The sequence below is a fragment of the Chromobacterium subtsugae genome, from assembly GCF_001676875.1.
GTDB classification, from domain to species: Bacteria; Pseudomonadota; Gammaproteobacteria; order Burkholderiales; family Chromobacteriaceae; genus Chromobacterium; species Chromobacterium subtsugae.
This window is the reverse complement of record NZ_JYKA01000008.1, coordinates 147,525-166,963: the sequence shown is the minus strand read 5'-3', so window position 1 is coordinate 166,963 and position 19,439 is coordinate 147,525. Positions and strand designations below refer to the sequence as shown.

17 protein-coding genes are annotated in these 19,439 nt (G+C 66.5%); 9 read left to right on the top strand and 8 right to left on the bottom strand.

Going from position 1 to position 19,439, the window contains the following annotated elements; translation table 11 throughout:
• Nucleotides 1–29: 29 nt before the first annotated feature.
• Genes MY55_RS12800 through MY55_RS12790 form a run of 3 tightly spaced genes read right to left on the bottom strand, consistent with a single transcriptional unit; the run spans nt 30 to nt 2,483 of the window.
• Nucleotides 30–830, bottom strand: a complete 801-nt coding sequence (locus MY55_RS12800; RefSeq protein ID WP_047238651.1) for a metal ABC transporter permease — start codon at nt 828–830, stop codon at nt 30–32.
• Nucleotides 823–1,617, bottom strand: coding sequence for a metal ABC transporter ATP-binding protein (locus MY55_RS12795; protein ID WP_053006891.1), 795 nt, complete (start codon nt 1,615–1,617; stop codon nt 823–825). The genes MY55_RS12800 and MY55_RS12795 overlap by 8 nt, the downstream gene beginning before the upstream one ends.
• The gene (locus MY55_RS12790) at nt 1,614–2,483 is read right to left on the bottom strand and encodes a metal ABC transporter solute-binding protein (RefSeq protein WP_047244320.1); all 870 of its coding nucleotides are present in this window, start codon (nt 2,481–2,483) and stop codon (nt 1,614–1,616) included. The genes MY55_RS12795 and MY55_RS12790 overlap by 4 nt, the downstream gene beginning before the upstream one ends.
• A gap of 120 nt (nt 2,484–2,603) precedes the next feature.
• Here MY55_RS12790 and MY55_RS12785 point away from each other — a divergent pair, with 120 nt between their 5' ends.
• The 7 genes from MY55_RS12785 to MY55_RS12755 all read left to right on the top strand — a co-directional run bounded on the left by MY55_RS12785 (nt 2,604) and on the right by MY55_RS12755 (nt 13,381).
• Nucleotides 2,604–3,242, top strand: a complete 639-nt coding sequence (locus MY55_RS12785; RefSeq protein WP_047238649.1) for a DUF1826 domain-containing protein — start codon at nt 2,604–2,606, stop codon at nt 3,240–3,242.
• A 31-nt stretch (nt 3,243–3,273) separates the two neighbouring features.
• Complete coding sequence (gene zigA / locus MY55_RS12780) at nt 3,274–4,485, top strand: zinc metallochaperone GTPase ZigA (protein ID WP_065202450.1); 1,212 nt, start codon at nt 3,274–3,276, stop codon at nt 4,483–4,485.
• A gap of 75 nt (nt 4,486–4,560) precedes the next feature.
• Nucleotides 4,561–8,496: an ATP-dependent RNA helicase HrpA gene (gene hrpA / locus MY55_RS12775; protein ID WP_065202449.1), complete on the top strand. Its 3,936-nt coding sequence runs from the start codon at nt 4,561–4,563 to the stop codon at nt 8,494–8,496.
• A 145-nt stretch (nt 8,497–8,641) separates the two neighbouring features.
• The gene (locus MY55_RS12770) at nt 8,642–9,709 is read left to right on the top strand and encodes an HD-GYP domain-containing protein (RefSeq protein WP_157889294.1); all 1,068 of its coding nucleotides are present in this window, start codon (nt 8,642–8,644) and stop codon (nt 9,707–9,709) included.
• Between the two features lie 118 nt (nt 9,710–9,827).
• A complete protein-coding gene (locus MY55_RS12765; protein WP_065202447.1) occupies nt 9,828–11,285 on the top strand; it encodes an alkaline phosphatase in 1,458 nt (485 codons plus the stop codon).
• Nucleotides 11,286–11,305: 20 nt separating this feature from the next.
• Nucleotides 11,306–12,664, top strand: coding sequence for an alkaline phosphatase (locus MY55_RS12760; RefSeq protein ID WP_043575294.1), 1,359 nt, complete (start codon nt 11,306–11,308; stop codon nt 12,662–12,664).
• Nucleotides 12,665–12,727: 63 nt separating this feature from the next.
• A complete protein-coding gene (locus MY55_RS12755) occupies nt 12,728–13,381 on the top strand; it encodes a hypothetical protein (protein ID WP_065202446.1) in 654 nt (217 codons plus the stop codon).
• On the opposite strand, the gene MY55_RS12750 is transcribed toward MY55_RS12755, so the two are convergent.
• Nucleotides 13,360–14,136 (bottom strand): AraC family transcriptional regulator, encoded by a 777-nt coding sequence (locus MY55_RS12750; protein ID WP_065202445.1) that lies wholly within the window; start codon nt 14,134–14,136, stop codon nt 13,360–13,362. The two genes, MY55_RS12755 and MY55_RS12750, sit on opposite strands and share 22 nt — an antisense overlap.
• Nucleotides 14,137–14,231: 95 nt before the next feature.
• On the opposite strand from MY55_RS12750, the gene MY55_RS12745 reads away from it, so the two are divergent.
• Complete coding sequence (locus MY55_RS12745) at nt 14,232–15,380, top strand: Bcr/CflA family efflux MFS transporter (RefSeq protein ID WP_065202444.1); 1,149 nt, start codon at nt 14,232–14,234, stop codon at nt 15,378–15,380.
• Here the strand turns inward: MY55_RS12745 and MY55_RS12740 are convergent.
• Nucleotides 15,356–16,114, bottom strand: a complete 759-nt coding sequence (locus tag MY55_RS12740; protein ID WP_065202459.1) for a YdcF family protein — start codon at nt 16,112–16,114, stop codon at nt 15,356–15,358. The genes MY55_RS12745 and MY55_RS12740 overlap by 25 nt on opposite strands.
• Nucleotides 16,115–16,157: 43 nt before the next feature.
• Nucleotides 16,158–16,928, bottom strand: coding sequence for a substrate-binding periplasmic protein (locus MY55_RS12735; RefSeq protein WP_065202443.1), 771 nt, complete (start codon nt 16,926–16,928; stop codon nt 16,158–16,160).
• Between the two features lie 195 nt (nt 16,929–17,123).
• On the opposite strand from MY55_RS12735, the gene MY55_RS12730 reads away from it, so the two are divergent.
• The gene (locus MY55_RS12730; RefSeq protein WP_157889293.1) at nt 17,124–17,840 is read left to right on the top strand and encodes a substrate-binding periplasmic protein; all 717 of its coding nucleotides are present in this window, start codon (nt 17,124–17,126) and stop codon (nt 17,838–17,840) included.
• 119 nt (nt 17,841–17,959) lie between these two features.
• On the opposite strand, the gene MY55_RS12725 is transcribed toward MY55_RS12730, so the two are convergent.
• Nucleotides 17,960–18,670 (bottom strand): ABC transporter ATP-binding protein, encoded by a 711-nt coding sequence (locus MY55_RS12725; RefSeq protein WP_043575309.1) that lies wholly within the window; start codon nt 18,668–18,670, stop codon nt 17,960–17,962.
• Nucleotides 18,667–19,437, bottom strand: coding sequence for an ABC transporter ATP-binding protein (locus MY55_RS12720; RefSeq protein WP_043575311.1), 771 nt, complete (start codon nt 19,435–19,437; stop codon nt 18,667–18,669). The genes MY55_RS12725 and MY55_RS12720 overlap by 4 nt, the downstream gene beginning before the upstream one ends.
• Nucleotides 19,438–19,439 lie beyond the last annotated feature (2 nt).

The window sequence follows — 19,439 nt, the reverse complement described above, 5'->3', positions numbered from 1 at the left end:
CAAACGCCGGGGCGAGCGCCCCGGCGGTGCTATCCGCGCATCACGCGCAGGCCTCGCGCGCCGCCCGCTGCCAGATAGGCAGCGCCGCTGAGGGTGGTGATCCAGAAGCTGGACGGCCAGTCGGTGTAGTAAGCCAGCGCGATGCCGCCCCAGGCCTCCCCCAGCGCCAGCAGCGCCGCCAGGCCCACGCCGACGCCCAGCCGCGCCGTCAGCTTCTGCGCGGTGGCTGCCGGCCCCACCATCAGCGTGAACACCAGCAGCACGCCGACGATCTGGATGCAGCCGGCGGTGGCCAGCGCCACGATAGCGAGAAACAGCATGGACAGCCGGCGCAGCGACACGCCCTTGGCCTCGGCCAGCTCCGGCTGCAGGCTGCAGAACACCAGCGGCCGCGAGATGAAAGCCAGCGCCGCCAGGCACAGCAGGCCCAGACCGGCCAGCGTCCACAGCGTGGCGGTGTCCACGCCCAGCACGTTGCCGAACAGCAGCGCCGTGGCTTGCGTGGCATAGGCGGTGAAAAAATGCAGGAACAGCATGCCCAGGCCCAGCGCCAATGACAGGATGGCGCCAATGGCGATGTCGCTGCCCTGCAGCCTCTCGCCCAATGCGCCCATCGCCACGCCCCCGCACAGCGTGACCAGCGTCATGCCCCATAGCGGCGGCAGCCCCAGCAGCGCCGCGCCGGTGGCGCCGGCGAAACCGACGTGCGACAGCGCGTGGCCGGCGAAGGTTTGGCCGCGCAGCACCAGGAAATAGCCGGTCACCCCGGCCACCAGCGCCACCAGGCCGCCGGCGATGAAGGCGTTGATCATGAAATCGTATTCAAACATCGTGACAGTGCGCCTCCCGCTCCACTTCCACCTCCCCCGACATCACGAAGATGCGGTCCCTCATTCTCACCACGTCTATCGGCGAGCCGTACAGCCGCGACAACACCGGCCGGGTGATCACCTCGTCCACCGTGCCCAGCGCCGCCTGGCCGCGGCCCAGGTACAAGACCTGGTCGATGGCCGGCAGCAGCGGGTTAAGCTCATGCGCGCTGAACAGCACGGTGATGCCGAAATCGCGCTGGATGCGCGACACCAGCTCCACCACCCCGCGCTGGTGGTGCGGGTCCAGGCTGATCAACGGCTCGTCCAGCAACAACAGCCGCGGCCGCCCCAGCAGCGCCTGCGCCAGCAACAGCCGCTGGCGCTCGCCGCCAGACAGCTCGGAGAGCGGACGCCGCGCCAACGAGCCGGCGCCCACGGTGTCCAGCGCCCACCCCACCTCGCGCCGCGCCGCGGCATCCAGCAGCGGCAAACCCCAGCGGTGGCCGCGGCAGGCGCTGGCGACGAAGTCCCAGCCGCACAGCCGCAGATGGGCGGCGTGGCTGCGCAGCTGCGGGATGTAGCCCACAGCCGGATTGCCGCGCCGGGCCGGCTGGCCCAGCACCCGCACGCTGCCGCGGTCCACCGCCTGCAGGCCGAGCATGGTCCGCATCAGCGTGGTTTTGCCGGCCCCGTTGGGGCCGAGCACGCCGATGAACAGCCCCTGCCCGATCTCCAGGCTGACATCGGCCAGCACCTGGCGCTGGCCATAGCCGACGCTGACGCCGGCCAGCGACACCGCGCTCACTTGCCGGACCCGCCCAGCGCCTTGTCCAGCGCGTTCAGCTGCGACAGCATCCACTCCTGGTAATGCTTGCCGGCCGGCGCGGTCTCCGTCACGCCCACCACCGGCACCTTGGCGGCGCGCGCCACTTTCTGCACCCGCTTGGCGGACTGGTCGGATGCCTGGCTGTTGTAGAACAGCACGTTCACCGCATGGGTTTTCAGATCGTTTTCAAAGGCGGCGATATCGCTGGCCGCCGGCTCGGTGTTGTTCATCACCGCCAGCTGGAATTTTTCATTGCGCATTTTCAGGCCCAGCGCCTCCGCCATATAGCCGAACACCGGCTCGGTGGCGGTCACCGGCTTGCCGGCGTATTTGCCGCGCAAGGCTTGCACTTTGGCGTTCAGCGGCTGCAGCGAGGCCAGGAAATGCTGCAGATTGTGATCGTAATCGGCCTTGTGCGCCGGATCGGCGCTTTCCAGCCCGCTGGCGATCGCCTTGGCCACTGCCGGCATGGTGGCCGGGTCGTACCACAGATGCGGGTTATCGCCAGTCTTGCGCTTCAGCAGCTCGCCGGCCACCACGGTCTTGCGCTGCGGAGCCTTGGCGGCGGACAGCAGCTTGTCCATCCACGGGTCGTAGTCTATGCCGTTGTACACCACCAGCCGGGCATCGCTCAGCGCCTTGGCTGTGGATGCGCTGGCCTCGAACAGGTGCGGGTCCTGGTCCGGATTGCTCAGGATGCTGGTGACGCGGACATGGCTGCCGCCGATCTGCTGCGCCACATCGCCGTAGAAGTTTTCGCCGGCGACGACATTGACCGCGGCATGAGCCAGCAACGGCGAGCAAACGAGCGCGGCAACAAGCGCGAGGCGGGGGAATCGTTTCATCTTTGCAATCTCCATGATTAAGGGGGCGGTTGGCGCCGGTGCTTTTTGTTATGTTATAACTTGCCCGTTATTTTATGTAATGCTATAACATTCTGCAAATCATTCGCATCATTCCTCGCCATGACCGCCGACGCCACCGCCGAAACCATCCACCTTTCCGATAACTTGGCCAGCCTTGCGGCCATCTTCGACGCCGACGCCGAGCTGTGCCTGTACCGCCGCCCGCCCAACGCCGCCATCGCCGGCTATCTGCGCCGCGCGGAGCAAAACGGCCTACTGGGCCTGGGCTGGCGGCGGATAGTGACGCCTGGGGAAAGCGCCGACTTGCCGCTGGCCGACCTGCCCGGCCGCGACGCGCTGCAAGCCGACATCGACTGGCTGTGCGAGCTGTACGCCACGCTGACCGGCTGTCCGCAAGTGGGCGCCCGGCTGGAGGTGCTGAGCCGCCCGATGTGCCCGCGCTTCCACGTGGACCGCGTCGGCCTGCGCCTGCTGTGCTGCTACCAGGGGCCGGGCACCGAATGGCTGCCTTCCCCCGCGGCAAACCGCTCTCGGCTGGGTTCGGCCGCGCAGGGCCTGCCCGATGCGGAATCCGGCCTGATCCTCGACGCCGCCGCCATCGGCAGCGCGCCGCCGTTCGCCGTGCTGCTGCTCAAGGGCGCGGAATGGCCGGAATCCAAGGGCGGCGTCATCCACCGCTCGCCCGCCCCGCATCCCGGAGAAGCCCGCGTGCTGCTGGCGCTGGACGCGGTGTGGTAGCCCCCTCTTTCCCTCATTTCAAGGAGCACACATGAACAAGCTGCCGGTAACGGTGCTGTCCGGCTTTCTAGGCGCCGGCAAGACCACGCTGCTGAACCACATCCTGGCCAACCGCGAAGGCAAGCGGGTGGCGGTGATCGTCAACGACATGTCCGAAGTCAACATCGACGCCCGCCTGGTGCGCGAAGGCGGCGCCCAGTTGTCGCGCGCCGAGGAAAAGCTGGTGGAGATGAGCAATGGCTGCATCTGCTGTACGTTGCGCGAGGATTTGCTGCTGGAAATCCGCCGCCTGGCGGCGGAAGGCCGCTTCGACTACCTGCTGATCGAATCCACCGGCATCTCCGAGCCGCTGCCGGTGGCCGAAACCTTCACTTTCCGCGACGACGATGGCCGCAGCCTGGCTGATCTGGCGCGGCTGGACACCATGGTGACGGTGGTGGATGCCTGCAATTTCCTGCGCGACTACGCCTCGCGCGACAGCCTCACCGATCGCCAGGCCAGCCTGGGCGAGGAGGACGAGCGCACCGTGGTGGATCTGCTGATCGAACAAGTGGAGTTCTGCGACGTCATCGTGCTGAACAAGACCGATCTGATCAGCGCCGAAGCGCTGGTGGAGCTGGAGGGCATCCTGCGCTCGCTGAATCCGCGCGCCGACATCGTGCGCAGCGAGTTCGGCTGCGTGCCGCTGGACAAAGTGCTCGATACCGGCCGCTTCGACTTCGACGCCGCGGCCGAAGCGCCGGGCTGGCTGGCCGAACTGCGCGGCGAGCATGTGCCGGAAACCGAGGCCTACGGCATAAGCAGCTTCGTCTACCGCGCGCGCCGTCCCTTCCATCCGCAGCGGCTGTGGCAATGGATGCGGCAGGAATGGCCGGGCGTGGTGCGCTCCAAGGGCTATTTCTGGCTGGCCAGCCGGCCGCAGTTCGCCGCCTTGTGGTCGCAAGCCGGATCGGTGGCCCGCCATTCCTGCGCCGGGCTGTGGTGGGCGGCGCTGGACCGCGCGGAATGGCCCCAGGACGAAGACAGCCTGGCGCTGATCCGCGCGCGCTGGCAAGAGCCGTTCGGCGACCGCCAGCAGGAGCTGGTGTTGATCGGCATGGATATGGACAAGCAGGCGCTGAAGGCCGGCTTCGACGCCTGCCTGCTGAACGATGCCGAACTGGCCGGCGGCATGGAGACCTGGCAAACGTTGGAGGACCCGTTCCCACGCTGGGAAATCCGCGAGGAGGAAGCCGAGGCCTGATGCCAAGCGCGGGCGGCTCGCCGCCGCCCGCTCTGCTATAATCTGCGCTTTCCGCAATTCTCCGTTCTTTAGCCGATGACACCTGCCGCCAGCCTCGCCGACCTGAAATCCGCCCTGTCCTGCTGCCTGATCCGCGACCGCCACATCCTGCGCCGCAAGCTGGCCGACGCCGCCGACCGGCTGAAGAAAAACCAGTCCGCCGACAAGCTGCTGGCGGACATCGCCAACCAGGTGGAGCGCTCGCGCGGCCGCGCCGACGCCCGCCGCGCGCACCTGCCCAAGCCGGAGTTCGACGACGCGCTGCCGGTCAACCAGAAGCTCGCCGACATCAAGAGCGCGATAGACAAGAACCAGGTGGTGATCATCTGCGGCGAAACCGGCTCCGGCAAAACCACGCAGATTCCCAAGATCTGCCTGGAATTGGGCCGCGGCGTGTTCGGCCTGATCGGCCACACCCAGCCGCGCCGGCTGGCCGCGCGCTCGGTGGCGACGCGCATCGCGCAGGAACTGGGCTCGCAACTGGGCGAGCACGTCGGCTTCAAGATCCGTTTCACCGACAAACTGTCGGAAAAGTCGGTGATCAAGTTGATGACCGACGGCATCATGCTGGCGGAGACACAGACCGACCGCCACCTGGAAGCGTACGACACCATCATCATCGACGAGGCGCACGAGCGCAGCCTGAACATCGACTTCCTGCTGGGCTATCTGAAGCAGCTGCTGCCGCGCCGGCCGGACCTGAAAGTCATCATCACCTCGGCCACCATCGACGCCGACCGCTTCGCCCGCCATTTCGACGGCGCGCCGGTGATCGAGGTTTCCGGCCGCACTTTCCCGGTGGAAGTGCGCTACCGGCCGCTGAAGCAGCGCGATGAAGACGAGCGCGAGATGGAGATGGAGGACGCCATCGTCGACGCGGTGGACGAGCTGTCGCGCCAAGGCCCCGGCGACATGCTGGTCTTCCTGCCCGGCGAACGCGAAATCCGCGAGACAGCGGAAAAGCTACGCAAGTCCGGCATCCGCGGCTACGAGATCCTGCCCTTGTTCGCGCGGCTGTCCAACGAAGACCAGCAGAAGATCTTCAAGCCGTCCGGCGGCCGCCGCATCGTGCTGGCCACCAACGTGGCGGAAACCTCGCTGACGGTGCCCGGCATCAAGTACGTGATCGACACCGGCCTCGCCCGGCTCAACCGCTACAGCCCGCGCGCCAAGGTGGAGCAGTTGCAAGTGGAAAAGATTTCGCAGGCCGCCGCGCGCCAGCGCTCCGGCCGCTGCGGCCGGGTGGCCGCCGGCATCTGCGTGCGCCTGTACGCCGAGGACGACTTCAACGCCCGCTCGCCGTTCACCGACCCGGAAATCGTCCGCTCCAACCTGGCGGCGGTGATCCTGCGCATGGCCGCGCTGCGCCTGGGCAAGGTGGATGCCTTCCCCTTCCTGGAAGCGCCGTCCAGCCGCCTGATCGCCGACGGCTACCAGGTGCTGACCGAGCTGGGCGCAGTGGACGACAAGGGCGAGCTGACGCCGGTCGGCAAGGAGTTGTCGCGCATTCCGGTGGACCCGAAAGTGGGCCGCCTGCTATTGGCCGGCCGCGACTTCCACTGCATGCGCGAGGTGCTGATCATCGCCGCGGCGCTGTCGATCCAAGACCCGCGCGAGCGGCCGTTCGAAGCGCGCGACGCGGCGGAGAAGGCCCAGGCCCGCTTCAACGACGAGAAGTCCGATTTCCTGTCTTTCCTGCACCTGTGGGACTTCTTCTCCGACGCGCTCAAGCACAAGAAGTCCAACCGCCTGCTGGTCAACACCTGCCACGACCACTTCCTGTCCTACCTGCGGCTGCGCGAATGGCGCGAGCTGCACGCGCAGCTGGCCGAGATCGCCAGCGAGCTGGGCCTGATCAAGCGCGACGAAGCCCACGCCGACGCCGAGCAGCCGGACGCGCAGATGACGCTGAAAAAGCGCCAGCAGCTGGACGCCGTCGCCTATGAAAACCTGCACAAGGCGCTGGTGACCGGCCTGATCGGCAACATCGGCATGAAAAACCAGGAAGGCGACGACTACCAGGGCGCGCGCGGCGTCGCCTTCCACGTCTTCCCTGGCTCCGGCCTGAAGAAAGCCAAGCCGAAATGGCTGGTGGCGGCCGAACTGGTGGAAACCACCCGCCTCTACGCCCGCTGCGTGGCCAAGATCGAGCCGGAATGGGTGGAGAAGCTGGCGCCGCACCTGGTCAAATACCACTACTTCGAGCCGCACTGGGAAAAGAGCCGCGGCGAAGTGGTGGCCAGCGAGCGCGTGACGCTGTACGGCCTGACGCTGATTCCGCGCCGCGCCGTCAGCTACGGCCGCATCGCGCCGGAAGAAGCGCGCGAACTGTTCATCCGCGGCGCGCTGGTGAATATGGACTACGTCAGCAACGCGCCATTCTTCCAGCGCAACCAGCAGCTGATCCGCGAAGTGGAGCAACTCGAGCACAAGGCGCGCCGCCAGGACGTGCTGGTGGACGAGGAGGCGCTGTACGCGTTCTACAGCGAGCGCATCCCAGCCGAAGTGGTGGACGCCGCCAGCTTCGAAGCCTGGCGCAAGGAAGCCGAGAAGGCCGAGCCCAAGCTCTTGCACCTGACCCGCGACGAGCTGATGCGCCACGCCGCCCAGCACGTGACCGAAAACCAGTTCCCGGAATGGCTGGAGCTGGACGACGGCAAACTGAAGCTGCGCTACCGCTTCGAACCCAAGCATCCGCTGGACGGCGTCACCATCGACGTGCCGCTGGCCATCCTGAACCGCCTGACGCCTGCGGCGTTCGAATGGCTGGTGCCGGGCATGATCCGCGACAAGCTGCAGCAATTGATCAAGGGCCTGCCCAAGCAGATCCGCCGCTGCTGCGTGCCGGTGCCGGACTTCGTCACCCGCTTCCTGCTGAGCAATCCGGACTTGCAGCAACCCATCGCGCCGCAGCTGGCGCGCTTCATCCTGCGCGAGACAGGCGGCGTCAAGGTGGACATCGACGAATTCAACGCGCAAGAGCTGCCGGAACACATGCTGTTCAACTTCCGGGTGATAGACGACGGCAAGCAGGAAATCGGCCTGGGCCGCGACCTGGCGGCGCTGCAGAAGCAGTTCGGCCAGGCGGCGCAGCTGACCTTCCGCGACACCAGCGCCGACTTCGAGCGCGACGACGTCAAGACCTGGGACTTCGGCGAACTGCCGGAAAGCATACAGTTCGCCCGCGGCCGCCAGCAGCTCACCGGCTACCCGGCGCTGACGCTGGAGGACGACAAGGTGGCGATCCGCCTGTTCGACACCCAGCTGGCCGCCGAGCGCCACCACCGCCAGGGCGTGGTGCGCCTGCTGCAGCTGCAGTTGAAGGAACAGATGAAGCAGTTGTCCAAGGGCCTGCCCGGCATCACCCAGATCGGCCTGCAGCTGCGCGCGGTGGCCAATGTCGACGAGCTGATGGCCGACGCCATCGCCTGCATCTGCGACCGCGCCTTCATCGGCGAGGACGCGCTGCCGCGCAATGAGAAAGCCTTCAACGACCAAAAGAACCGCGCCCGCACCCGCCTGCCGGCGGTGATCCAGGCGGTTTCGCAATACCTGCAGCAAATCGCCGCCGAATACACGCCGCTGGGCAACAAAATGCAGAAGCACAAGCTGGGCTACGACCTGAAGCCGCAGCTGGACAGCCTGGTCTACAAGGGCTTTCTCGCCGCCACGCCGTGGAGCCAGCTGCCGCAGCTGCCGCGCTACATGAAGGCGATGAGCCTGCGCATGGACAAGCAGCCGGCCAACCCGCAGCGCGACGGCCAGCGCGCGGCGGAAATCCGCGACCTATGGCAGAAATGGCAACAGCGGGTGGCGGAGCAGAGCGAGCAGGGAGAAGCGGCGCCGGCGCTGCTGGAATTTCGCTGGATGATAGAAGAGCTGCGGGTCGGCCTGTTCGCCCAGGAACTGAAGACCCCCTATCCGGTTTCGGTGAAGCGCTTGCTGAAAGCATGGGCAGACCTGCCGCGCTAGGTGTGAAAACTACCAGCTTGCGATGACAATAGATTATCATCCTGTAAACATTGACGTCGCAAGCGGGCCCATCATGCCTTTGGATTCCACAAAAAAACCAACCAGGGTCTACTCGTCCATGGTCGACATCGGCAAGGAATTGTCGATGGACGTCTATTCCAAAAACGGCTTTTTGCTGCTCAAGCGCGGCCATTACGTGCTGACGCCGGAATTGAAGCAAAAACTGGTCAATATGGGCTTCGCCGAAGGCAAGTCCGAGGCCAGGCCGGTGGACAAGCCCATTCTGAACGACAGCAGGAAACATTCGCTGTTCGAGGACATCGCCTTCTTGCAGCAGCGCGTGCGCAGCATGCTGTATTACGCGCTGGCCACCCCGGGTTTCGAGGCCAGGGCGATGGAGATCGCGCTGACGCTGATCCGGCTGGCCGAAACCCACCCGGACGCGCTGATCGCCTCCATCTTCCTGGTGCCGTTCGCCGAATACAGCGTCGCCCATTCGCTGCACACCGCGGCGCTGCTGGCCATCCTGTCCCGCAGCATCGCCCTGCCGCCGCGCCACCGCGAAACGCTGATCTGCGCGGCGCTGACGATGAACATCTCCCAGATCGAGCTGCAGAACGAGCTGTTCGGCCAGCCGGGCAGCCTCAGCGCCGAACAGAGGCAGGCGATCAGCGACCACCCGCTGATGAGCTCGGCCATCCTGCGCGAAGCCGGCGTCGACGACCAGCTGTGGCACACGCTGGTGCAAACCCACCACGAATCCTGGCACGGCAACGGCTACCCCCACGGCCTGTCCCGCGAACAGATCCTGCCGCCGGCGCACATGCTGCGCCTGGCCGACATCACCTGCGCCAAGCTGCTGCCGCGCCGCTACCGCTCCGCGCTGCTGCCGGCCACCGCGCTGGGGCAGATCTTCCAGCGCAAGGACAGCGAGTTCGACCAGTCCTTCACCACGCTGCTGATCCGCGAGCTGGGCATATACCCGCCCGGCAGCTTCGTGCGCATCGCCAGCGAGGAAATCTGCGTGGTGATCTCGGCCGGCGCCAAGCCCAGCGCGCCCATCGTCGCCGCCATCCGCCGCGCCGACGGCCCGCCCTACGGCGAACCGCTGCTGCGCGACACCAACAAGCCGGGGCTGAAAGTCCTCGCGCCCTGCCCCGCCGGCGACGCCAAGGTGAGAGTGTCCTTCCTCGCCCACCTGTGGAAATGCTGACGCGCCCGCCGCATGACATTTAACATTTTCTTATTCAAAGCTTAACCTCAGCTTATTTGGGCAGAAACCAGCAAAAAATAATATTTGTGCGCATTTTTTAATAAAAAAGGTTATTCAAATGCGCACTTTCAGTCTCAGCCTTCCATTTCTCATGGCCATCAGCCTGGCCGCCTGCAACAGCGGCGGCGGCAGCGCCGCCAACCGGCCGCAGGACAACGCGGAAAGCCGTCCGCCGGCGGCCAGCGCCAAGAACGTCATTTTCTTCCTCGGCGACGGCATGGGCATCGCCACCACCACCGCCGCCCGCATCTACTCCGTCGGCGAAGACGGCCAGCTGACAATGGACACGCTGCCGGAATCCGGCTTCGTCAAGACCTTCTCCAACGACGCCCAGGTCACCGACAGCGCGCCGTCGATGTCGGCCTACATGACCGGCGTCAAGATGAACAACGAAGTCATCTCGATGTCCACCGACACCGTGGCCAAATCACCCAAAGCCGACCTGACATCCAACTGCGGCGCCGGCAACGGCAAAGCGGTGTCCACGCTCTTGGAGCTGGCCAAGGCCGGCAACCGCGCCACCGGCGTGGTCACCACCACCCGCGTCACCCACGCCACCCCGGCCGCCACTTATTCACACGTCTGCCACCGCGACGCCGAAGCCGACATCGCCGCCCAGCTGGTGCCCGGCGGCGCGCTGTACAACGCCGCGCTGAAAGACGGCGTGGACGTGGTGTTCGGCGGCGGCCGCCAGTTCTTCCTGCCCAAGGCCGCCGGCGGCAAGCGCGCCGACGGCCGCGACCTGGTGGCGGAGCTGAAAACCCGCGGCTACGGCTACGCCGCCGACAAGGCCGGCTTCGACGCCATCGATCCGGTCCGGACCCGCCGCGCCGTCGGCCTGTTCACCGCCAGCCACATGAGCTACGACCTGGACCGCGACGCCGCCAAGGAGCCCAGCCTGGCCGAGATGACCAGCAAGGCCATCGCCATGCTGGCCGGCCGCAGCGACAAGCAGGGCATGTTCCTGATGGTGGAAGGCGGCCGCATCGACCACGCCCTGCACGAAACCACCGCCAAGAAGGCGCTGCAGGACACCGTGGCCTTCGACCAGGCGATCCAGGCCGCGATCAACGCGATGCAGCAGAAAGACCCCGGCCTGAAAAACACGCTGATCGTCGTCACCGCCGACCATGACCACACCCTGGTGCTGAACGGCTACGCCAAGCGCACCGGCAAGACCGCGCCGGGCAACCCCGGCGTGCTGGGCCTGGCCAAGGATTACGTCAGCGGCAAGAACCTGGTCGACGCCGACGGCATGCCCTACTCCATCATCGGCTTCGGCAACGGCGAAAACCGCGTCGCCGGCGACCGCAGCGCGGCCACCGCGCTGACCGACGACGCGGCTTCCGCCAACGACTACCACCAGGAAGCGGCGATACGGATGCCGGCCGGCGGCGAAACCCATGGCGGCACCGACGTCTACATCGCCGCCATCGGCCAGGGCGCTGACAGCGTCCACGGCTTCCTGGAAAACATCGAAGTGTTCGGCCTGGTCAAGAAGGCCGCCGGCCTGTAAACGCTCTGGAGAAAAACAATATGCAAACCGTGATGAAAACCCTGCTGGCCGCCGCTGCGCTGGCGGCGCTGTCCTCCGCCCCCGCCCGCGCCGCCGGCGAAGCCAAGAACGTGATCTTCTTTCTCGGCGACGGCATGGGCCCGGCCACCGTCACCGCAGCCCGCATCTACCAGTACGGCGAGGGCGGCAAACTCAATATGGAGAAGCTTGACCGCACCGCTCGCATCAAGACCTTCTCCAATGACGCGCAGACCACCGACAGCGCGCCGTCGATGTCGGCCTATATGACCGGCGTGAAGATGAACAACGAGGTGATCTCGATGTCGTCCGACACCCGCGCCATCGAACCCAACAGCGACGGCACCGGCAACTGCGGCGCGAACAACGGCGCGCCGGCCGCCACGCTGCTGGAGCTGGCCAAGGCCAAGGGCAAGGCCATAGGCGCGGTCACCACCACCCGCGTCACCCACGCCACCCCGGCCGCCACCTACGCCCACGTCTGCCACCGCGACGCCGAATCCGACATCATCGCCCAGGCGGTGCCCGGCGGCGCCGGCTACAACGCCAGGCTGGGCGGCGGCCTGGATGTGCTGATGGGCGGCGGCGGCAAGTTCCTGCTGCCCAAGGCCAGCGGCGGCAAGCGCGCCGACGGCCGCAACCTGCTGCAGGAATTCGCCGCCACCGGCTACCCGGTGCTGCAGACCGGCAGCGACCTGGCCGCCTTCGACGCCAAGTCCGCCAGCCGCGTAGTGGGCATCTTCGGCAAGGACCACCTGGAATACGAGCTGGACCGCGTCAAGAACAAGGTGGACCAGCCCAGTCTGGCGCAGATGACCGCGGCGGCGATAGACGTGCTGTCCAAAAACAGCAACGGCTACGTGCTGATGGTGGAAGGCGGCCGCATCGACCACGCCTTGCACGGCACCAACGCCAAGCGCGCGCTGACCGACGCCATCGCCTTCGACGACGCGATCAAGACCGCGCTGGCCAAGGCCAACCTGAGCAACACGCTGATCGTCGTCACCGCCGACCACGACCACACCATGACCATCAACGGCTATTCCAAGCGCGGCAACCCCATTCACGACATCTCGCGCAGCTATGTCGACGGCCAGCCGGCGAAGGACGCCGACGGCGCCGTCTACACCACTCTGGTGTTCGGCAACGGCCCCAACCGCAAACCGACCCGGGTGTCGGTGGATTCGGCCGCCGCCACCGCCGACGACTACCAGCAGGAGACCGGCATCCGCCTGTCCAGCGAAACCCATGGCGGCGGCGACGTGATGCTGATGTCCGGCGGCGCCGGCAGCAAGGGCTTCAAGGGCGTGATGGACAACACCAGGGTGTTCGGCCTGGTGAAAACCGCGCTGGGCCTGTAAACCGCCGCGCCATCGCCGCGCGGCTCCTGCCGCGCGGCTTTTCCTTTATCGAATGGAATGCCGATGAAAATGCTGTTGCTCTCCCTGCTGCTGGCGCTGGCAGCTCCCGCCCGCGCCGCGGCCCCCGACCTGCAGGCCGTGGTGCATTACGAAACCGTCAGCCTGGGCGCCGACGGCGTCGAGAAAACCATCCGCTACCGCGAAAAGCTGGTGCGCCAGAATGGACATGTCTGGCGCGAGCGCCTGAACGCCGGCGCGCCGCACCGCCACGACGACGACGGCCACCAGCACCTGGACTTCGCCGCCGCGCCACGCCATGTCTGGCTGGACGCCCAGGGGCGGCCGCAACTGGAGTTCATCCACGCCGGCAAAAAAGAGAGGATCCAGACCGCGCCGCGCGAATGGAGCGATGTCGGCTTCAACGGCTCCTGGGCGCAGGCCAGCCAGTTGGTGGACATCAGCCAGCTGCGCGGCTTCTCGCTGCGGCAGGAGGAAAAAGACGTCGCGCGCTACAGCAAAACCAGCGCCCAGGGCAGCAAGACGCTGCGCTGGAGCCAGCGCTGGCAGCTGCCGCTGGAAGTGGAAGTGCGCTCGGCCGACGGCCGCCAGCGCGAAACCATACGAGTCAGCCCGCAGGCTCTGGCCGCCGGCACCGTTCCGCCTTGGCGGCAATACGCGCGCTGGCCCGTCCGCGACTACCTGGACACGCTGGACTGAGCGCGCCGCGCCGGCGTCGCGCCGGTGTGCTGGCGGAAAAAGGCGATGAAGGCGCTGTCGCTGGCGAACGCCAGCCGCTGCGCCGTCTCGCTCGTCCCCATCCCGTCGGCCAGCATTTCCATCGCCCGCAGCAGGCGCCACTGCTGGCGCCAGGCCTGGTAGCTCATGCCGGTGTCGCGGATGAAGATGCGGCTGATGGTGCGCTCGCTGGCCCCCACCGCGTCCGCCAGTTGATTCAGCCGCGGCGGCTGCGCCCCGCCGCGCACGCCATCCAGCCATGAGGCCAGCCGGGCATCCGCCGGAAACGGCAGCCGCCAGTTTTCTCCCCGCGCCGCCTGCAACTCCTCGCCGAACACCGCCAACAGGCTGCGTTGCCGCTCCGCGGGCAAATCCCATGGCCACCAAGCCATCCGCTCTATCACCTCGCGCAGCAGCGGATTGACCTCCACTACCTGCAAAGGCGGCGCGGGGAAAGGCAAGTCGACGGCGAAATACAGCGAACGGTAAGCGACCACGCCGCGCATCCGCACCCGGTGCGCGGTGCCGGCCGGAATCCAGGCGGCGCGGCTGGGCGGCAGCAGGCACAGCGTATCCGCCAACTCGATGGTGATGCAGCCGGCGGCGGCGAACAGCAGCTGATGGCGGCGGTGGCAGTGGCGGCCGGAGTCATGCACGCCCATGTCGGCGGCGATGCCTATCATCGGCGCGTCGAAGCCGTCGGCGTCGAATGCCTGATCAGCGGGAATCCAAGCCATATGTCCGATTTTAAATAAATAAAGTCCTTATCATTGTAATCAGACAAACCGCCTTTCTCTAGACTGCCAATCGTCAAGAAAGAAAGGAAAAAACCATGAAAACGACGACCCGTCCGGCGCTGTGGCTGCTGACGGCGCTGATCACATTCCCGCAGCTGGTGGAAACCATTTACAGCCCGGCGCTGACCGACATCGCCTTCGCCTTCGGCGTCAGCCAGGCGCAGGCATCGCAAACGCTGTCGGTCTACTTCCTGGCCTTCGCCGCCGGCGTGGCGCTGTGGGGCTGGCTGAGCGACCGCATAGGCCGCCGCCCGGCGATGCTGCTGGGTTTGGCCTGCTATGGCGCCGGCTCCGCGCTGGCGCTGGCCGCGAACGATTTCAACATGCTGTTGCTGGCGCGGATGATTTCCGCGCTGGGCGCGGCGGCCGGCTCGGTAGTGGTGCAGACCATGCTGCGCGACAGCTACGATTCCACCCGGCTGGCCCGCGTGTTCTCGCTGCTGGGCGCGACGCTGGCCTTGAGCCCAGTGCTGGGCCTGCTCAGCGGCGGCTGGCTGGCCGGCCGCTTCGGCCACCACGGCGTGTTCGCCGCCTTGCTGCTGCTTGCCGTCGCGCTGCTGGCGCTGACTGCCCTGCAGCTGCCGGAAACCCGCCCGATAGGCACGGCGCGCCCCGATATGGCCCGGCTGGCCGGCCAGATGCTGCGCGACGCCGAACTATGGCGCGACGCGATGCTGGTGGCGCTGTTCAACACCATGCTGTTCAGCTACTACAGCCTGGCGCCCTTCCTGTTTCAGCGGCTGGGCTGGAGCCCGGAGCAGTTCGGCGGCTCAGGCGCGGCGCTGGCCGCGGCGTCATTGGCGGGCAGCTTGCTGAATCGCAGATTGTTGGGACGTGGCCTCCAGTCAGAACAGCTGGTGCGGGCCGCCTGCCGGCTGGCCTTGCTGTCCGGCCTGGCGGCCTGGCTGCTGCAGGCGTCGGCCTGGATCTTGTTGCCGGCCGCCGGCGCGGTGATAGCCTTCAGCATCGCCATTCCCAATGTGCTGAGCCGGGCGCTGCGCCATTACCGCGATCAGGCCGGCGCCGCCGGCGCGCTGTTCGGCCTGTCCTATTACCTGTTGCTGAGCCTGGGACTGGCGCTGGCCGGATTGGCGCAGCAGTTGGGGATGACGCTGACGCTGGCCGCCCTGCTGGCGCTGGCCTGCCAGCGGCGCCAGGCTCAGCCCGTCGGCCGGATGCGGTAAAACAGCAGGCCCAGGCGTTCGCTCAACAAGGTGCGGCACTCCGCCATCGCGTTGCCGCTGGGAATGTAGAGGAAAGCGGCGGCGCCGTCGTAGCGAATCAGCCCGGTGGGCGCCGGCAGCACTTGCAGGCCCTGGCGCCGGAAAAACGGCACCGCCCGCGCCAGGTGCCAGCCCTGGCTGACCAGCGCGATGCGCTTCACCCCGGCGGCCTGCAGCATCGGTGCCGACAGCTGCGCGTTTTCCAGCGTGGTGTTGGAGCGCAGCTCCACCCAGCGCGGCTTGAGGCCGTAATCCTCGCGCAGCGCCCGCGCCATCACCGCGCCTTCGGCCTCGCCGCCGCTCGGCGCGCCGCCGGTCACCAAAATCGGCTTGCCGCTGGCGCGGGCGAGGTAAGCGCCGTAACGCAGCCGCGTCAGCGTGTCGCCGCCCGGAGCGTTGCCGCCGAACTCTTCCGCCGGACGCTTGCCGCCGCCCAGCACCACGATGGCGTCCACGTCCGCCAGTTGCGCGGCGTCGATCACCGGATAGCGCTCCAGTCCATGCGCCAGCCAGATGGCGGTCTGCGGTATCGAAAGAAAATAGGTCAGCGCCACGCCGGACGCCAGCAGCAGCCGGCCGGCATGCGGACAACGCCGTATCAGCATGCCGCCGGCAATGATGGGCAGCAGATTGAGAATCGGCGGCAGCAGCAGCGCCCCAAGCAGCCGATGCGCCAAAACGGTGACGCTATACATGGTTTCCCCCTTGCAAGAAGACGCGGCGGCCCCGCCGTCCATTTCATTTTTCTGCGGCCGCCGCCGGCAATGGCTCGCCAGGCAGCCAGCGGCGGTAGATGGCGGCGAAGCTGCCATCCCGCTTCATGTCGTCCAGCGCCCGCTGCCACGCCGCCACCACCGCGTCGGAAGTTTGCGGCGAAAAGGCGATATAGCCCCAAGTGCGGATGAAGGTGTAGGCCTTGCGCACATCCGCCGGCTGATACCCCAGCTGCGCCAATTGTGTCGGCAGCGTGGTGTTCTCGCTGGCGATGACGTCGGCGCGCCCCCGCATCAGCATCGACACCATCTGGTTGGGCGTGGCGATGGCGCTGAGATTGGAAAAACCCTGCGCCGACAGCGTCAGTTGCAGATACCAGTCGCGCACCACCAGAATCTGGTCCAGCTTCCTCGCATCGTCCAGCGACACCAGCTTGAGCTTGCTGTCGCGGCGGACGAAGAAGCTGCCCAGCGTGGCGGTGACCGGTCCCACCCATTTGAACAGATGCTCGCGCTCGGCGATCCGATTGGTGTTGAACAAAGCTGTGTTAGCCTGGGTTTGCGCCAGCAGATAGCCGCGCGCCCAGGGCATCACGGTGATCGGGTCGTGGCTGCCGACCCGGCGCTGGATCTCCCGCACCACCTCCACCACCAGCCCCGCCGGCTGGCCGTTCTGGCTGAAGGTGAGCGGCGGATCGTCCTCGGTCAGGATATGCAGCGCCGGCAGCTGCGCCGCGGCGGACTGCGACAACAGCAGGACGAACAGTGCGGCGGACAGCGGGAAATAACGGCTCATGGCAGTCTGCGCCAGCAAGGGGCTTACCCTGAATTTAGCGAAATCGCCGCCTTTACTCAATCGGAGCCGAGCCAATCAGGCCTAGCGGCCGAGCATGCGCATCCGGGCTTTGTCGTTATACTCGAATAGGGCAGACGCCGCCGCCGCATGGCGGCAAACATGGGAGAGACGATGGCCAGCTGGAAATACGCGCTCATGCTTGTGGTTTCCCTGTCCCTCCGCGCCGGCGCGGCTTGCGCCGGCGAAACGCTGACGCTGGCGGCTTCCGAATACCCGCCCTATATGTCGTCGCAGATGGCGAACGGCGGCGTCGCCGTCGCCATCGTCCGCGAAGCCCTGCGCCGCGCCGGCTATTCGGCCAAAGCGGTCTACATGCCGTGGGCGCGCGCCGTCAACGAAGCTCGCGACGGCCATCTGGACGGCATCGTCGGCCTGTGGACCACGCCCGAACGCCTGCAGCGCTTCCTGTTTTCCCAAGCCTTCCTCGACAACCACATCGGCTTTTTCAAGCGCAGCGGCGACCCCATCCGCTACCGCGCGCTGGCCGACCTCAAGCCCTACACCATAGGGATCGTGCGCGGCTACGCCAACTCCGAGGCCTTCGACGCCGCCCGCCTGCAAACCGACGAAACCTTGAGCGACGCCAGCAATCTGTCCAAGCTGGCCGCCCATCACATCGACCTCGCCTTGATAGACCGCGGCGTCGCCAATTACCTGCTGGGCGGCAGCCTGGTCGCCCTCGCGCCCAAGCTGGAATGGCTGCCGCCGCCCGTCGTCGTCTACCCGATGCACCTGGGCATCTCCAAACGGCTGCCGCAGGCGGAAAAACGCATCCAGGACTTCAATCGCGGCCTGGAGACGATGCGGCAGGACGGCACGCTGGACAAGATGCTGAAAGAGGCCAAAATCTGAGCGCCCGCCGCCCGCCCAGCCGCGGGTTTGCATTGCCAGGATTCCCTGGCGGGCAGCCAAACAAAAATCCCCCGCCGGCAGGCCGGCGGGGGATTTGCGATATCGGCGAGCGAATCGCCTTATTCGCCCAGATAGGCGTTGCGCACGCGCTCGTCGTTGAGCAGCTCCTTGGCGTCGCCGCTCATGGTGATGCGGCCGCTTTCCATCACGTAGCCGCGCTGCGACACTTCCAGCGCCAGTTTGGCGTTCTGCTCCACCAGCAGCATGGTCACGCCCTGCTTGGCCACCATCTGGATGATCTCGAAGATCTTCTCGACGATGATGGGCGCGAGGCCCATCGACGGCTCGTCCAGCAGCAGCAGCTTGGGTTTGGACAGCATCGCGCGCCCCATCGCCACCATCTGCTGCTCGCCGCCGGACAAGGTGCCGGCCAGCTGCAGTCGGCGTTCCTTCAGCCGCGGGAACAGCTCGTAGACATGCTCGATTTCGCTCTGGATCGCCTCTTTGTCGTTGCGGTAGTAGGCGCCCATCTGCAGGTTTTCTTCCACCGTCAGCTTGGCGAACACGCCGCGGCCTTCCGGCACCATGGCCAGACCGTGGCGGACGAAGTCGTAGGAAGGAATCGACGCCACGTCCTTGCCGTCGTAGACGATGCTGCCGCCCGACTTCTTCACCATGCCCACCAGCGTCTTCAGCGTGGTGGTCTTGCCGGCGCCGTTGGCGCCGATCAGCGTCACCAGCTCGCCCTGGTCGATGTGAAAATCTATCCCCTTGACCGCCTGAATGCCGCCATAGGCCACTTGCAGGTTTTTGACTTCCAGAATGCTCATGCGTGGGCCGCTCCCAGGTAGGCTTCAATCACTTTCGGGTTTCGGCGCACTTCTTCCGGCACGCCTTCGGCAATCTTCTTGCCGTAGTCCAGCACAGCGATGCGGTCGCACAGGCCCATCATCAGTTTGACGTCGTGCTCGATCAGCAACACGGTCACGCCGCCGTCGCGGATCTTGCTCATCAGCTGTTTCAGCTCTTCGGTTTCGCGCGGGTTCATGCCGGCGGCCGGCTCGTCCAGCGCCAGCAGCTTGGGCTCAGTGGCCAGCGCGCGGGCGATCTCCAGCCGGCGCTGGTGGCCGTAGGACAGGTTGCGGGCGCGCTCTTCGGCCACGTCGGCGATGCCGACATACTCCAGCAGCTCCCAGGCCTTGGCCTCGATGGCGCGCTCTTCCGCCATGGTGCCGGGGTCGCGCAGCACCGCGCCCAGGGCGCCGGCCTTGGAGCGGATGTGGCGGCCCACCATCACGTTTTCCAGCGCCGTCATTTCGGCGAACAGGCGGATGTTCTGGAAGGTGCGGGCGATGCCGGCGGCCACCACCACGTGCGGCTTCTGCTGGAACAGATTGTGGCCGTCGAACTCGAACTTGCCCTCGTCCGGCACGTATAGGCCGGTCAGCACGTTGAACAGCGTGGTCTTGCCGGCGCCGTTCGGCCCGATCAAACCGTAGATTTCGCCCTTGTTGATGGTCAGGCCGACGTCGCTCAACGCGTGCAGGCCACCAAAACGCTTATGAATGCCTTCGATTTTCAGCAAAACTTCAGCCATGA

What these genes read in the sequence shown, in the direction of transcription:
- MY55_RS12760 (WP_043575294.1), top strand. Translation starts at nt 11,306, where the DNA reads ATGCAAACCGTGATGAAAACCCTGCTGGCCGCCGCTGCGCTGGCGGCG.
- MY55_RS12770 (WP_157889294.1), top strand. Translation starts at nt 8,642, where the DNA reads ATGGACGTCTATTCCAAAAACGGCTTTTTGCTGCTCAAGCGCGGCCAT.
- MY55_RS12735 (WP_065202443.1), bottom strand. Translation starts at nt 16,928, where the DNA reads ATGAGCCGTTATTTCCCGCTGTCCGCCGCACTGTTCGTCCTGCTGTTG.
- MY55_RS12750 (WP_065202445.1), bottom strand. Translation starts at nt 14,136, where the DNA reads ATGGCTTGGATTCCCGCTGATCAGGCATTCGACGCCGACGGCTTCGAC.
- MY55_RS12755 (WP_065202446.1), top strand. Translation starts at nt 12,728, where the DNA reads ATGAAAATGCTGTTGCTCTCCCTGCTGCTGGCGCTGGCAGCTCCCGCC.
- MY55_RS12740 (WP_065202459.1), bottom strand. Translation starts at nt 16,114, where the DNA reads ATGTATAGCGTCACCGTTTTGGCGCATCGGCTGCTTGGGGCGCTGCTG.
- MY55_RS12800 (WP_047238651.1), bottom strand. Translation starts at nt 830, where the DNA reads ATGTTTGAATACGATTTCATGATCAACGCCTTCATCGCCGGCGGCCTG.
- MY55_RS12720 (WP_043575311.1), bottom strand. Translation starts at nt 19,437, where the DNA reads ATGGCTGAAGTTTTGCTGAAAATCGAAGGCATTCATAAGCGTTTTGGT.
- zigA (WP_065202450.1), top strand. Translation starts at nt 3,274, where the DNA reads ATGAACAAGCTGCCGGTAACGGTGCTGTCCGGCTTTCTAGGCGCCGGC.
- MY55_RS12785 (WP_047238649.1), top strand. Translation starts at nt 2,604, where the DNA reads ATGACCGCCGACGCCACCGCCGAAACCATCCACCTTTCCGATAACTTG.
- MY55_RS12765 (WP_065202447.1), top strand. Translation starts at nt 9,828, where the DNA reads ATGCGCACTTTCAGTCTCAGCCTTCCATTTCTCATGGCCATCAGCCTG.
- MY55_RS12745 (WP_065202444.1), top strand. Translation starts at nt 14,232, where the DNA reads ATGAAAACGACGACCCGTCCGGCGCTGTGGCTGCTGACGGCGCTGATC.
- MY55_RS12725 (WP_043575309.1), bottom strand. Translation starts at nt 18,670, where the DNA reads ATGAGCATTCTGGAAGTCAAAAACCTGCAAGTGGCCTATGGCGGCATT.
- MY55_RS12730 (WP_157889293.1), top strand. Translation starts at nt 17,124, where the DNA reads ATGCTTGTGGTTTCCCTGTCCCTCCGCGCCGGCGCGGCTTGCGCCGGC.
- MY55_RS12790 (WP_047244320.1), bottom strand. Translation starts at nt 2,483, where the DNA reads ATGAAACGATTCCCCCGCCTCGCGCTTGTTGCCGCGCTCGTTTGCTCG.
- hrpA (WP_065202449.1), top strand. Translation starts at nt 4,561, where the DNA reads ATGACACCTGCCGCCAGCCTCGCCGACCTGAAATCCGCCCTGTCCTGC.